Raw genomic sequence first — 13,519 nt, 5'->3', positions numbered from 1 at the left:
TGACATGTGTTGTCACCGCACACCTCCGGCCGGTGCGGGACCGATCAGATCACGGAACATCGCATCGAGCGGTGTCTGGGTCATGCCCAGCTCGGATACCGCACGCCCCTGGTCGTAGTACAACTGCCTGGTCAGCAACTCCACGTTCTCGGGCACCAGCAGTGCCGACCGCATCGGATCGCGAGACAGCCGGGCGAAACCGGCGTTGAACCGCGCGACCGGTCGCAACGCTCGACTGGGCAGCGTGCGCACCGAGCCAGGTCTCCCGACCGCGGTCAGCAGCCGCTCACCGATCTCACGGTAGGTCAGATTCGCGGTATTGAGGATGTACCGTCGACCGGTCTGCCCCTGCCGCATAGCCTTTCGCGTGCCGTCCACGAAATCGCGTACGGCGCAGACCGCGGTGCCGCCGATCGGCATCGCCCGCAGCAGCCCACGCCGAGCGGCGCCCGCCATCCGGGACCACGCCCAGCGCGGATCGCCACCCGGTGCGAACACAGCCGAGGGATTGACGACGACCGTATCGAGACCGTCGGCGGCAGCGAGATCGAGCACCAGTCGCTCGGCCGACCGCTTGGTGGTCGCATAGGCGTTGTCGGTCACCGAATCCCGCACATCGAACATTTCGTCGGCGACTACACCGTCGGGCGGGTACCCGATGGCGGCGATGGACGACACATGGACCAGCCGCTGTACGCCCGCGCCGACGGCGGCGCGGGCCACGTTGTAGGAACCGAGCGTGTTCACCTGCCACATCCGGTCGGCCATGCTGTCCAGCGGAACCACCACCCCGGCCAGGTGATAGACCCGGCCGACGCCCTTCATCGCCGCGGCGAGGCTGCCGGGATCGGTGACGTCGCCGTAGCGGATCTCGAGCCGCGGCACCGATATGACCGCGCCGCCGGGTTCGACGAGCGCGGCGACCGTCTCGCCGTCGTCGAGGAGAGCTCGCGTGAGGGCGGCGCCCAGGCATCCGGTCGCCCCCGTCACCAGTGTCACTTCGTTCATTCGATCGCCTTCTCGTACACGCGATACCGACGCGATGGCGGTGATTTCATCTGTGCCACCAGCGCTTTCGACCAGTGGTTGTGCTCATGGATCCAGGTCGTGGTGACCTGGCGGTAACGCCCCGACAGCACGGCGTTCGCGATCTCACCGGCGACGACCCGGCCGGCTCCCAAGCCCATCTGCTCTCGCGCAACCCCGATCATCACGACAACCGCGGTGTCGACACCGCGAATCCTGTGATCCCTCTTGCACAGCAGCCGCGCCAGCAACGGCAGGGTGAGCCGGCCCGACCGCGGCACCACCCCGTTGAGATCCGGGACCAGCATCGAGAACCCGCATGCCGTTCCATCGATCTCCACGATGCGGATCAGCTCCGGATCCAGTACCGGCTTCAAATCGGCGGCGATCCGGCCGAACACCGGCGCACTGATCGGCACGTGCTCGGGATGATCGTGAAAGGAATCGTTGTAGATCCGCCGCAGCAGCTCGAGTTCCTCGTCGTAGCGCCGCATATCCGGAGTCCGGACCCGAATGCGCCCCGACGCCAGCACCTTCCTGGCACGCGCGACGAGCCTTTCCGCACGCTCGGTGTCCGTCTCGCGCGACCAGCGGTAGGTCGTGGTGTCGAACCGCCGACGGAATCCGCACTCTTCCAGCAACGCGGCATAGTAGGGCGGATTGTGCGGTTGCATCACTGTCGGCGGTTGATCGAAACCATCAACCAGCAAACCCATTTCGTGCCGAGGCGAGTAACTGTATGGCCCGGTCAGCACGGACGCACCCCGCGCACCCGCCCAGTGCTGCGCGGTCGTCAGGAGCGCGTCGGCAACCTCGACGTCGTCGACGCTTTCGAAGAAGCCGAAGAAGCCGTAATCGCCGTAGCGGTGCACATATTCGCGATCGATCGTCACCGCCACCCGGCCCACCGGCTCATTCCCGCCCCGATAGGCGACAAAATGCGTGATATCGGCCTCGGCGTGGAACGGATTCGACGCGGCACGCATCCCGTCGGCCACGCCACGGCGCAGCGGTGGCCGCCACACCGGATCAGCGTCGTGGATCCGCCAGGGCAGACCCACGAAATCACGCCTGCCGCGCCGGGTATCGGCGACGCGGACCACCACATCCGAAATCCGGTTCCGAACAATCTCGACGTTGTCGATGGTCATTGCTTGGGCTGCACGATCCCGAGATCGTACGCCAGCTCAGGATTGCCCTTGCTCTTCCACAACGCACCATCCATGTAGAAGTGATGGAAGACGAAGGTCAGCGGAATGACGCCGAGCAGAATCGTATCCAGCTGGCCGGTGACAATGCCCACCACCGCGAAACCCAGCACATAGAGCGGCAGCGCACGGCGGCTGGACAACCTGGCCAGCAGCAGCTTCCGCTCCTTCGGATCCGCGGACAACTGGAAACGCGTGTTGTTCCGAGTCCAGTTGATCAGGTGATACTGCAGGCTGTGCGTGGTCGTCGCGATCAGGATGAGCGCGAACAAGTCCGAAACCAGCAGGTACGAGAGGTTGTACGACGCTACCGCCAGGCCGAACGTCGCCCATGACATCGCAGGCAGCGCCCGCCCGCCCGAACGGTGCAGCAGTACCTGCTCACGCACGAACAACCCGATCAGCACCGCGGCCACGCCGAACCCTGCGAGGACGAGGGGCAACGGGATAGGCGGCGTCGGCACCCGCAGATCGGAGAACGGCAGGCGATGACCGAGCACCACATACTCGGAGAACTGCAGACCCTCACTCGCCCGATACACCACGGGAGCGAGGGATCCCGCGAACAACGCGTACTTCACCAGCTTGCGGCCCGACCGGTATCCGTTCTTCGACGCGTAGATGTTGATGATGCCGAAGTGCTGTTTGAGCACATGGAACACCTGCCAGTACGCCCACACGGCCACCACAACCACTGTCCAACCGGTGAACATCAGCGAACCGACCAGAGCGGCAACGACAAACCAGCTGATCAGGTAATGCCGTCCGTAGCGCTCACGCTCCCGCGGATCCAGCCACACCCGCGCCGATGTCGCCATGACATGCGGATAGTCCGACAGCACCGCGAACCCGACCGCGGCGACCAGGAACGCACCCTTGTGCGCGGTGGTCAGCGACAGGACGACCGACAGCAGCGCACCCAGACCCAGCACGAGGAAGACATCGACGCGCGGGCTCACGAACCACCCCGGCTGCGCGGGCCGCTCCGCACGCATCCTCGGTTCATCGACGACGGACGACATGTGTTCCTCCCAAACAGAAACCGTATGAACCCGCGCTCCGAGCGCCCGTCCCCAACACGCGCTGCGCGCACGGCAAATGCCTCGATCAGCGCACGCCACTGTGCGCGGGTGGTCCGCCCGCGATGACGCGACCCGCGCCGCGCATCTGCGCAGCGAGATGAAACCCCCTGCTCCAGGCGGAATCTCACGCCCGTAATCACAGGAACCCGGCAGCGGACTACCGCACAGAAGCATAGACGATACTGATCACCGTTTTCAACAACGTGCTGATAGTTTCCTGAGAAGCACCGGCGCTGCCCCAAGGAGCAGTCCCGATCAGGTCACCCGGTGGGTGTGTTCGACGCCCGCATCCCGGTCCGAGCGGGGATGATAGGCAACCGTGGCCAATGATCCGAACGCCCCCGACATCAAGCCCCGAAGCCGTGACGTCACCGACGGCTTGGAGAAGACCGCCGCCCGCGGGATGCTGCGGGCGGTCGGCATGGGGGACGAGGATTGGGACAAGGCTCAGATCGGGGTGGCCTCCTCCTGGAATGAGATCACCCCGTGCAACCTCTCACTCGACCGGCTCGCCAGGGCCTGCAAAGACGGCGTGTTCGCGGGCGGCGGCTATCCCATGCAGTTCGGCACCATCTCGGTCTCTGACGGCATCTCCATGGGCCATGAAGGGATGCACTTCTCCCTGGTCTCGCGTGAGGTGATCGCCGACAGTGTCGAGACGGTGATGCAGGCGGAGCGTCTCGACGGCTCGGTGCTACTCGCGGGCTGCGACAAATCGCTGCCCGGGATGCTGATGGCGGCGGCCCGGCTGAACCTGGCGAGCGTGTTCCTGTACGCCGGTTCCATCCTGCCCGGGATCGCGAAGCTGTCCGATGGCAGCGAGCGCGAGGTGACCATCATCGACGCGTTCGAGGCGGTCGGCGCCTGCTCACGCGGGCTGATGAGCCGCGAGGACGTGGACGCCATCGAACGGGCCATCTGTCCCGGCGAAGGCGCCTGCGGCGGGATGTACACCGCCAACACCATGGCCAGCGCGGCCGAGGCTATCGGCATGTCGCTGCCAGGCAGTTCGGCGCCCCCCGCGACCGACCGCCGCCGCGACGGCTACGCCAGGCGAAGCGGCGAGGCCGTGGTGGAGTTGATCCGGCGCGGGATCACGACGTCGGACATTCTCACCATGGAGGCCTTCGAGAATGCCATCGCGGTCGTGATGGCATTCGGCGGCTCCACCAACGCTGTTCTGCACCTGCTGGCGATCGCGCACGAGGCGAATGTCGAACTGACGCTGAACGACTTCGCCCGTGTCGGTCGCCGAGTGCCGCACCTCGCCGATGTCAAACCCTTCGGCCGACACGTGATGACAGACGTGGATCGGATCGGCGGCGTGCCGGTGATGATGAAGGCGCTCCTCGATGCCGGGCTCTTGCACGGCGACTGTCTGACCGTGACAGGCCGGACGGTGGCGGAGAACCTGGCCGACATCGCCCCTCCGGATCCCGACGGCAAGGTGATTCGGGCCATGGCTTCGCCGATCCACCCGACCGGCGGCATCACCATTCTCGCCGGGTCGCTCGCGCCCGGCGGCGCCGTCGTCAAGTCGGCAGGTTTCGACTCCGACGTGTTCGTCGGCACGGCACGGGTTTTCGACCGCGAGCGGTCGGCGATGGACGCTCTCGAGGACGGCACCATCTCGGCGGGGGACGTGGTGGTCATCCGATACGAGGGACCGAAGGGCGGTCCGGGGATGCGCGAGATGCTCGCGATCACCGCGGCCATCAAGGGTGCCGGATTAGGCAAGGACGTGCTGCTGCTCACCGACGGCCGGTTCTCCGGTGGCACCACGGGATTGTGCGTCGGGCACGTCGCGCCGGAGGCGGTCGATGGTGGTCCGATCGCGTTCGTGCGCGACGGCGACCAGATCCGGCTCGATGTCGGCGCGGGCACCCTCGACCTGCTGGTCGACGCTGGGGAACTCGCGCACCGCCGAAACGGCTGGGAACCGTTGCCGACCCGCTACACCCGCGGGGTGCTCGCCAAGTATTCGAAGCTGGTGGGCTCGGCGTCGCACGGCGCCGTCTGCGACTGAGACCGAGCGGTAGCCGGAGTACCCACCCTGGCCGGGACTCGGCGTTCTGGCCGGCGAAGCGCCCGATCGGACTACCGGCGTCGCCGCGAGAGACATAGAAGCCGAGAGAGCGGATCAACGGAAACCTTGTCGGCAGATCGACGGAAGGTATTTCGGCAGATCGACGGCTGATGTGTCGGCAGATCGACGGCATAGTTGTCGGCAGATCGACGGCCGATACCTAGTGATCCTTCGATGCGACAAGCCGTCGAGTACCTGCCCCGACGAGCTGCCGGACTGATCGAAGAGGCGCTATCGGACACCCGCGTCGTCATCATCAACGGTGCACGTCAAACCGGTAAAAGCACGCTTGCCGATCGATGTCTCGGAGACCGCCCTGACGTCGTGAAGCGGTACCTCGACGACCCTCGAACCCGAGCCTCCGCCACCGCCGACCCGATCGCATTCCTGGATGCCCCTGGGACCATGCTGATCGATGAAGTCCAGCGAGTTCCCGAGCCCTGGCTGGCCATCAAGAACATCGTCGATCGCGACCCACGTCCGGGGCGATTCCTGCTGACCGGCTCCGCACGTCTGCTGAAGCTCAGCGAACTCCCCGACGCCCTACCCGGCCGCTCGGAGACCTTGGAACTCTTCCCGCTGTCGCAGGGCGAAATACTCGGCACACCCGAGGGATTCATCGATGCGGCATTCGCCGAAGGCACTCGGTTGCGGACCGCTTCGTCGGATCTGCGCCGCCGAGACTATATAGCGATCGCCGCCCGCGGCGGATATCCCGAAGCTGTTCGCAGGATCGATCCCCGGCGCCGTGCACAGTTCTTCAAGTCCTACCTCGACGACATCATGAGCCGTGACATCCATCAGGTCGCCGATATTCAACGCAGCTCCGATATGCGCCGACTTGTCGCAACCCTGGCCGCACAAAGCGGTGGTCTGCTCAACTACAGCCGACTGTCGTCAGATCTGGGCGTCCCGGTCACCACCATCCGCGAATACATCGGCCTATTGGAAGTCATCTATCTGATCCGGCTGATCCCCGCATGGTCCGCCAACGCCACTGCACGGGCGATCGCCACACCCAAGCTCGTCTTCAACGACTCCGGCCTCGCCGCCAATCTGCGCACCGGCATAACCAACGATGCCACCACCGGCGGGCTCATCGAAACCTTCGTACTCGGCGAACTCGCCCGTCAGCTCCGGGTCGGCGGTGGCATGGCGTCCGGGGCGCGACAGATCCTGCGGTGGACGACGGAAACGACGGTGCCCGTCTCGCCAGGCCTGTCGCCTGGCGCCGACGGGCACCGTTGTCGAAGCACGGGACTCGCTAGGACTCGCGTCCCGCAGTTGACGCGGTCCGCTGCCTGCTGGTGCGGGCGCGACGGCGCTCGGCCTGCAGTTCGGCGAGTTCCTGCTCGAGGATATCGGCGACGCGGAACGAGCCGGTGTCGTAAATGTCCGGCGGGCGGACATCGGGCGTGGTGCTGTCATTGCCGCCCTTGGCATCGACCGTTCCGGTGCCACTCTTGGCTTCGGCGACCGGGCGGGTCGTGGCGCCTACGCCGGTGATTTCCGGCAGCACGACGGTCGGGGCTTCGGAGTCGGATACCGGGGGCCGCGGCTTGGCCGAAGCCGTCTGCCGGACAACCGCTTTGGTCGCGGCCGGCTCTTCGATGTGCGCTCGCGCCGCTGGTCGATCGTCGACCTTGGTTACCGGTGCGACGAGCTCGCTGTCCACGTCGGCCATCTTGCCGTCGGCCGCCGTGGCAGGCTTGCTCTTCGCGGCCACCGACGCGTCGATGTCCTCGACCTGCACCGGAACGGTGGGGCGAGTCTCGAAGTCGTCCATCGGGTCGAGCGCTGTGATGGTGTCGGGCAGCACCGGTCTCCGGGGTGAGTCGACCGGAGCGCGCTTCTTCTCCGCCTTCACCATGGCGACGCGAGCGGGACGTTCCGGATGTGCCGGTGCGCCATTGGTTTCGACGATCGCGTCCTCGGCGTCGGGCTGCGGGATCACCGTCACCTGCGTCACCTCGGCCGGCGGTTCCAGATGTGCTTCGACGTCGGGCTGATCGTGCGGCGCGCCCGGCACCGTCACTTCCGCGGCAACGGGCATCTGGTACCTGGGCAGCGTGAGCCGAATCTGCTCGGCCGGGTCGGGCAGATCGCGGACCTGCTCGGTGGCCCTGGCGATGGCGAGGCCGTAGCGGGCGCTGGCGGCGTCGTGGATGAGCAGCGCGACACCGATCATCACCGGCGCGATGGCGTGCACAGCGGCGTCGTACCACGCGCCCGCCCGCAGGTAGGGGTAGGTGTTGAGGCTGACCGTCAAGGACAGGAGGGCGACTTCGGCAGTGGCGACCTGACGGCGGTTGTCGATGACTCCCCATTCGGCGACCTTGTTGGTGCCGATCATGATGATGATCAGGCAGACGCTGATCATGCCTTCGAGGAGGTAGCTGAACCAGTACAGCGGATCGGCGGCGCCGCCGGGCGCGATGTTGTGCTGGACGTTGACCGCCGACCACAGCATGCCCGCGGCCACGACGCCGGCCAGTGCGCGCAGCGACCACGACCGGTGCCGGTAGAGCGAGGCCAGCTTCGCGTGCGGGCTGGATTCTCGTCGCTGCGCGGCAATCGCCTTGCGGGCGAGCAACAGATCTCGCATGTCGGCCTTCTCGATCGCTTCGGTGGTCTGCCTGGCACGGTCGGATGCCGCGGCGGCAGCCTGCGCCTCTTTCCAGCGCTGTCCGCGCTCCTGCGTACGAATCCGTTCGGCGAGATCACGTTCGGCATACAGCTCGTCCTCCGAGAGCGCCTCGGTGAGCGCGGGATCGAACTGGTAGGCGAGCCGTCCACGGGCCTTTTCGACCCGTCTCGCCAGCTGCGTGACCTCGTCCTCGATGGGATGTTCGATGACCATCAGCGCTCCCCGCATGGGAGATTCGATGGCGGACAAGTGATCACGTATGGCAACGGCACATCCCATTCATAGTCGATGTACCGCTGCCAGCGAAACTATTCATTTATCGAGACGAGGAACAATTCGGCGCGGCGCGGACGACACACGCGGCGCGGCGCGATTCCACGGTCGTCAGATCCACGTGTGATCAGGCAGTCGAACGGCACGCGCGCCATGATTCGGCGCCCATGCACCGCGCGCCGTGGTCCGTCGTGCCCATGCGGGATTCGCGGCGCGCGCCAAACCATTGATCGCTCTATGCTGAGGTGGCGTGCTCTCCCTTCGCGGCGGCACGTGCGCTCTCGCAGCGCGTTCGGATACGCCGGTGTCGCCGAGCGCCCCCTCTCGGCGACACCGGGCCGACCACCCCATCGTTCGGCCGGAACACCTCCGCGTCGGACTCGCCGCCGCCGACCGGCACACCGGTGGTTGGGCGGAAACACTGCGCGAGAGTGAACAAGCGGTTCGGACACGCTTCCGACGCATAGCAACAGCGCCGACAGCCTCGGAAGATGTCGGCGCCGCACGTCGCCCTTGCGCGACCCACCTTCGGCGTCGATCTCCACACCCTGCGGGACTACCGGTCGAACGGGCCGCGCTTGTGATCACCGAAGGGTTCATCGCGTTCCCGCACCGCTTCACGGAAACCGGCTGTGGCAGCACGTGATTGAAAGGCGTAGCCCTCCCTGGTGTGCCGGGAGACGCCGTCGAACACAGTGCTGATCATGCCGGAGTTCGCGACGCCCTGCGCGTACAGCGCCGAGTTGAGCGCCAGCTTGGCCATCATCAACTGGTTGATCGGCATGCGGGCGATTCGCGCGACGAATTCCTCGGTGCACTGGTCGAGCTCGGCGGCGGGACACGACTCGACTGCCAGTCCCCATTCGGCTGCCTGCTTCCCCGTGATGCAGTCGCCCGTGAACAACAGGCGTTTGGCGCGCTGGTCGCCGAGCCGGTGCGCCCACATGCCCGCCGCGGGGATGCCCCAGACGCGGGTGGGCGGGTAGCCGATCTTCGTGTCGTCGGCACAGATGATCTGGTCGGCGAACAGGGCGATGTCGCTGCCGCCTGCGACGGCGAAGCCGTGCAGCTTGGCCACCGTCGGCTTGTTCGCCTGCAACAGGCTCGCGAAGCCGCGGTTGAAGCGACTCATCATCGCGTAGTCGATCATCGGGTCCCAGGTCTGCGCCGGATTGTGGTTGCGGCCCTGCACCGTCGGATCGACGACGGTCCCCGCCACATCGTCGGGACCGCCGCGCACCACGAAGCTCTGCTCGGCGAACATGCTCAGGTCATACCCGCCGCAGAATCCCTTGCCGCGCCCGGACAGCAGGATCACGTGCACCCGGGGATCCAGATCCGCACGCTCGACGGCGTGCGCCAGGTCGTGCGGAGTGTCCGGCGTGATCGCATTGCCCTTCTCCGGGCGGTTGAAGGTGATCCGCGCGATGCGGCCGTCCCGCTCGTAGGTCAGCGTCCGATACTCCCGATCGCTCTGCGGCTCCGGACGGCCCGTCCAGGGCGAGTCGGGAGTTTCGGTCCAGTTCCGGTACCACGCGCCCGGCCCATCATCGGCCTGGATGCCACTGTCTGTCATCAACGCTTCCTCTACTTGAAGGCGAGAGATTTCACGCTCAGACCGCAACCGAACCAGCCGCCCGAAGGAGGTGATCCAAAGCAGCGCCCGCCTAACAGATAGCACAACATCAATCAGTGTGATATGCGTCACTATAGGCGATGATTGTGCTGTCTCCCACACCGCCGCTATCCTGACTGGACATTTGAGACCGATGAGTCTCAATGGCGCCTTCGACGGTCCTGGGCCGACCACCGCACGGCACTGGCGAAGGCCGATTCCTGCCGGGCAGCGCCCTGCGGCGCGTGGAGTACCAGGAGCAAACGCCATGCGATCGAAGTTGATGTGGGCGGCCATCGGAATCGCGGCGATGACGCTGCCCTGTGTCAGCCCGGGAATCGGGCCCGCCGCCGCCGACTCGGGGTGCCCGAGCACCTACGTGGTGGCGATCCCGGGGACATGGGAGACCACCGATCAGCCGGACGGCGACAGGCCGGGGCCCGGGATGCTCGCGGCGGTCACCAACGGACTGCCCGCCACGGTGCGCGTCGACTACGTCAGCTATGCCGCGACGGCATTCCCGTGGGAGAGCGAGGTCTACGGAGCTTCCAAGCGCGAGGCCGTGGACAGCGCGCGCGGCATGATCGCGGCGATGGCCCACCAGTGCGACGCGGCCAGGATCGCGCTGATCGGGTACAGCCAGGGCGCGGACGCCGCAGGTGATCTCGCCGCGGAGATCGGCACCGGCCTCGGCGTCGTGCCGCCGCACCGGATCGCCGCGGTCGGTCTCATCTCCGACCCGCGCCGCTCACCCGCCGACGCGATGGTCGGACCCCCGGTCCACGGCGCGGGCGCGGGTGGTCCCCGGATCGGCGGGTTCGGCTTCGTCAGCCCACAGACCCGCACCATCTGCGCGATCGGGGACCTCTACTGCGCCACCGCCGCGGACGATTTCGTGACCCGCTTCGCAGGCTTTCTGGCCCAGACCTCCCATCCCGAATTGGCCAACATCTGGCGCTACCAGCTCGAAATGGGCGCGATCATCGGCGATCTCATGACCAACGGCGGGATCACGCTGCTGCAGAACCAGCTCTCGGAGTCGGCCAACCAGGAACGGGCTCGTCTGTTCGACGAGTTCTACCGCTCCCAGGCGCACACCCGTTATGGCAGTTATCCGGTCGGCGGCGGAAAGACCGCGCTGTCCTGGATGCACGACTGGCTGAGCTCGGTGGCCTGAGGTCCGGTCACCTCACAAGGGGGTCAGCCGTCGGCCGACCTCGCCGAGCCCGTCCGCGACGGCGTCCTGCTGGGCGGGCGTGAGCACGTCGACCAGGACCCGGCGAACCGTGGCAACGTGGCCGGGAGCGATCCGCGCCAGACGATCCCGGCCCGCATCGGTGAGGACGGCGATGACGCCGCGCACGTCTGTCGGGCATGCCTCGCGCACCAGCAGTCCAGCCTTCTCCAGCTGCGTCACCTGATAGCTCAGACCGCTCTTCGAGGTGTAGAGCGCGTCGGCCAGTTCGGTCATCCGCAGGCGGCCTTCCGGCGCGTCCGCGAGCCGGACCAGGACTTCATACTGCGTGTGCGACAGCCCCTCCTGCCTGAGATGGCGTTCGACCTCGCGAGCGACGAGCGCTCCCGCCGCGAGGAAGTTCTGCCAGACCTCCATCTCGCGCGCGTTCAACCACTGCGGATCCATGACTTCCACCTTAGTCTTCTTGTTCAAATTTGAACAACTTGCTAGTGTCCCCTCTATGTTCAAATTTGAACTACTAGCGACCCAAAGGGGGAGAACGCCATGACCGGCACGAGTTCCGAACGAATGCCGGTGCTGTACCTCTCGCACGGGGCCCCGCCGCTGGCCGACCATGCGCGCTGGCCCGCCGAATTGGCCGCGTGGTCGCGCGATCTTCCGCGACCCACCGCGATCCTGATGATCTCCGCGCACTGGGAGGCCGCGCCGATCGCGCTCGGCGCTACCACCACCGTGCCGCTGGTTTACGACTTCTGGGGCTTCCCCGAGCGCTACTACCAGGTGCGCTACGCCGCACCGGGCGCGCAGGAGCTGGCCGAGAAGGTGCGGAACCTGTTGCGCGGCCCCGGGGTCACCGTGGCCGACGTCCCGGACCGTGGGCTCGACCACGGCGCCTATGTGCCGCTGAAGGAAATGTATCCGGCGGCCGACGTGCCCGTGCTGCAACTGTCGATGCCGACGTTGGACCCGCGGGCGCTGATGGACATCGGTCGCAGGCTGGCTCCGCTGCGCGACGAGGGTGTCCTGATCGTCGGCAGCGGATTCTTCACCCACAACCTGCGCGCCATGACGACCGACGACGAGCACGTCCACGCATACACCGTGGAATTCGACGAGTGGGGCCGCGAAGCGCTGGCCGCCCGCGACCTGGACGCGGTGCTCGACTTCGAGCACAAGGCGCCCGCGGCGGGCCTCGCCCATCCGCGCACCGATCACTTCGCACCGCTGTTCGTCTCACTCGGTGCCGGCGAGAACGACCTCGACTCGCTGCGCACCGTCATCGACGGTTACTGGTTCGGCATGGCCCGCCGATCCATTCAACTCGGCTGAGCGCCGCTCACCCTTGCCGCCACCGCGATCACCCTGACCGGCCCCGGCCGCTACGCCCTCGACCGCGCCATCCCCGGCGTGCGCGACCATCGCTTGGCGTACGGCGTCGCATCGGTGATCCTCGCACTCCTCGTCGCGGGCACCTTCCTGCTGTTGCGCAACTGACCCGCCGTCCGGCCGCTACGCGGAAACGAACCCACGCCGCGGCCTCTCGTCACCTGATCCGCAATGCTGTCAGCCGCCACCCCGCGGATCGGGTGCGTGCGATACGCGCCGCCAGCGCGAAATGCCGCCTGCCGCGGGCATATCCGGCGTAGACCTCGGCGGTCTTGGCGTCCACCAGCGTCACGCTCACCCGGATCGGCACCGCGACGCCGAGCGAGCGGCCCGGCACGAGATCGGCACCAATCAAGGTGCGCACCGCGGCGATCACCGTCGGGTCGGCGACCGCGGCCAGCTGCGCCACCGATCTTCTGCGGTCGAGCACCTCCAACGCGACCCGCACCGCAGCCTCAGCGAAATGTCGTGCTGCCGAGTAGTTTTCGTGGTCGATCCGAGTGTCGCCCGAATGTCCCTTCCGCATCGCGTGCCGCACACCCGCACCCACCCGTCCCGGCTCGGCGGCGTGCGGGCGGGTCCGGCACGGTAATGCGCGCGCCGCCGGATTCCCTGCCGCCCGCTCAACCTCGGCGCGGCGACGACTTTCCAACGGCGGTTCCGGATTCGGAGCAGGCGACAGCCAATCGCGATATCCAGCCATGTGACACCCCTTCGACCCCAATTGCTACAACCCTGAGGCGGCCAATTCTGCGGACATGCCACAGGATGTCGTGGGTAGTCGGCTACCTGATTCCGGTAGCGCGCCCCACTCACACGCGCATGTCCAGCGGCCCGCTGTCGCTGAGCCTGTAGTTGCCGGACACGGGCGAAGGCACCGGGCACCCCTATGTTGGAGTCGGCACTCACCCATCCGAGGCGGAGATCGTGGACGACCGACGACCGACGAGCGAGTAGCGGCCGCAGCCGGGAATCCGAGACTATCCGGCGGCACGCAC

The 13,519-nt window shown here is 66.8% G+C and carries 11 protein-coding genes and 2 pseudogenes; 5 read left to right on the top strand and 8 right to left on the bottom strand.

Annotated features, from left to right (window positions below; genetic code table 11):
- Nucleotides 1–12 precede the first annotated feature (12 nt).
- The 3 genes from OHB12_RS31200 to OHB12_RS31190 are packed head-to-tail and all read right to left on the bottom strand — an operon-like array spanning nt 13 to nt 3,256.
- A complete protein-coding gene (locus OHB12_RS31200; protein WP_327113336.1) occupies nt 13–1,008 on the bottom strand; it encodes an NAD-dependent epimerase/dehydratase family protein in 996 nt (331 codons plus the stop codon).
- Nucleotides 1,005–2,177 (bottom strand): N-acetyltransferase, encoded by a 1,173-nt coding sequence (locus OHB12_RS31195; RefSeq protein ID WP_327113334.1) that lies wholly within the window; start codon nt 2,175–2,177, stop codon nt 1,005–1,007. The genes OHB12_RS31200 and OHB12_RS31195 overlap by 4 nt, the downstream gene beginning before the upstream one ends.
- Nucleotides 2,174–3,256: a hypothetical protein gene (locus OHB12_RS31190; protein ID WP_327113332.1), complete on the bottom strand. Its 1,083-nt coding sequence runs from the start codon at nt 3,254–3,256 to the stop codon at nt 2,174–2,176. Before OHB12_RS31190 ends, OHB12_RS31195 begins: the two co-directional genes overlap by 4 nt.
- Nucleotides 3,257–3,635: 379 nt before the next feature.
- On the opposite strand from OHB12_RS31190, the gene ilvD reads away from it, so the two are divergent.
- Complete coding sequence (gene ilvD, locus OHB12_RS31185; RefSeq protein ID WP_327113330.1) at nt 3,636–5,342, top strand: dihydroxy-acid dehydratase; 1,707 nt, start codon at nt 3,636–3,638, stop codon at nt 5,340–5,342.
- 234 nt (nt 5,343–5,576) lie between these two features.
- Nucleotides 5,577–5,942: pseudogene (locus OHB12_RS36505) on the top strand (AAA family ATPase); the annotation flags it as partial.
- Nucleotides 5,943–5,945: 3 nt separating this feature from the next.
- Here OHB12_RS36505 and OHB12_RS31180 read toward each other — a convergent pair.
- Nucleotides 5,946–6,221 carry a hypothetical protein gene (locus OHB12_RS31180; RefSeq protein ID WP_327113328.1) on the bottom strand — a complete coding sequence of 92 codons (276 nt, stop codon included), beginning with the start codon at nt 6,219–6,221 and terminating at the stop codon, nt 5,946–5,948.
- Between OHB12_RS31180 and OHB12_RS36500 the strand changes: the two are divergent.
- Nucleotides 6,186–6,482 (top strand): annotated as a pseudogene (locus tag OHB12_RS36500) (DUF4143 domain-containing protein); the annotation flags it as partial. The gene OHB12_RS31180 and the pseudogene OHB12_RS36500 sit on opposite strands and share 36 nt — an antisense overlap.
- Before the next feature lie 184 nt (nt 6,483–6,666).
- Here OHB12_RS36500 and OHB12_RS31170 read toward each other — a convergent pair.
- Together OHB12_RS31170 and OHB12_RS31165 are read right to left on the bottom strand one after the other, a co-directional pair.
- Entirely contained in the window at nt 6,667–8,277 is a 1,611-nt protein-coding gene (locus OHB12_RS31170) for a hypothetical protein (protein ID WP_327113324.1), read from the bottom strand.
- 601 nt (nt 8,278–8,878) lie between these two features.
- Nucleotides 8,879–9,898 (bottom strand): crotonase/enoyl-CoA hydratase family protein, encoded by a 1,020-nt coding sequence (locus OHB12_RS31165; RefSeq protein WP_327113322.1) that lies wholly within the window; start codon nt 9,896–9,898, stop codon nt 8,879–8,881.
- Nucleotides 9,899–10,205: 307 nt separating this feature from the next.
- Here OHB12_RS31165 and OHB12_RS31160 point away from each other — a divergent pair, with 307 nt between their 5' ends.
- On the top strand, nt 10,206–11,114 hold the full coding sequence (locus OHB12_RS31160; protein ID WP_327113320.1) for a cutinase family protein: 909 nt from the start codon (nt 10,206–10,208) through the stop codon (nt 11,112–11,114).
- Between the two features lie 12 nt (nt 11,115–11,126).
- Here OHB12_RS31160 and OHB12_RS31155 read toward each other — a convergent pair whose 3' ends face one another.
- Nucleotides 11,127–11,579, bottom strand: a complete 453-nt coding sequence (locus OHB12_RS31155) for a MarR family winged helix-turn-helix transcriptional regulator (protein WP_327121643.1) — start codon at nt 11,577–11,579, stop codon at nt 11,127–11,129.
- Nucleotides 11,580–11,678: 99 nt separating this feature from the next.
- Between OHB12_RS31155 and OHB12_RS31150 the strand changes: the two genes are divergently transcribed.
- Nucleotides 11,679–12,464, top strand: a complete 786-nt coding sequence (locus tag OHB12_RS31150) for a dioxygenase family protein (protein WP_327113317.1) — start codon at nt 11,679–11,681, stop codon at nt 12,462–12,464.
- A gap of 214 nt (nt 12,465–12,678) precedes the next feature.
- Here the strand turns inward: OHB12_RS31150 and OHB12_RS31145 are convergent, their stop codons facing one another.
- Nucleotides 12,679–13,224: an Rv3235 family protein gene (locus tag OHB12_RS31145; RefSeq protein WP_327113315.1), complete on the bottom strand. Its 546-nt coding sequence runs from the start codon at nt 13,222–13,224 to the stop codon at nt 12,679–12,681.
- Between the last annotated feature and the right edge of the window lie 295 nt (nt 13,225–13,519).

Source organism: Nocardia sp. NBC_01730 (assembly GCF_035920445.1).
Taxonomy (GTDB): domain Bacteria; phylum Actinomycetota; class Actinomycetes; order Mycobacteriales; family Mycobacteriaceae; genus Nocardia.
This window is presented reverse-complemented; position numbering and strand designations above follow the sequence as displayed.

Excerpts from the sequence above, each read along its gene's own strand:
- OHB12_RS31165 (WP_327113322.1), bottom strand. The coding sequence starts at position 9,898 with ATGACAGACAGTGGCATCCAGGCCGATGATGGGCCGGGCGCGTGGTAC.
- OHB12_RS31170 (WP_327113324.1), bottom strand. The coding sequence starts at position 8,277 with ATGCGGGGAGCGCTGATGGTCATCGAACATCCCATCGAGGACGAGGTC.
- OHB12_RS31160 (WP_327113320.1), top strand. The coding sequence starts at position 10,206 with ATGCGATCGAAGTTGATGTGGGCGGCCATCGGAATCGCGGCGATGACG.
- OHB12_RS31195 (WP_327113334.1), bottom strand. The coding sequence starts at position 2,177 with ATGACCATCGACAACGTCGAGATTGTTCGGAACCGGATTTCGGATGTG.
- OHB12_RS31200 (WP_327113336.1), bottom strand. The coding sequence starts at position 1,008 with ATGAACGAAGTGACACTGGTGACGGGGGCGACCGGATGCCTGGGCGCC.
- OHB12_RS31145 (WP_327113315.1), bottom strand. The coding sequence starts at position 13,224 with ATGGCTGGATATCGCGATTGGCTGTCGCCTGCTCCGAATCCGGAACCG.
- OHB12_RS31150 (WP_327113317.1), top strand. The coding sequence starts at position 11,679 with ATGACCGGCACGAGTTCCGAACGAATGCCGGTGCTGTACCTCTCGCAC.
- OHB12_RS31190 (WP_327113332.1), bottom strand. The coding sequence starts at position 3,256 with ATGTCGTCCGTCGTCGATGAACCGAGGATGCGTGCGGAGCGGCCCGCG.
- OHB12_RS31155 (WP_327121643.1), bottom strand. The coding sequence starts at position 11,579 with ATGGATCCGCAGTGGTTGAACGCGCGCGAGATGGAGGTCTGGCAGAAC.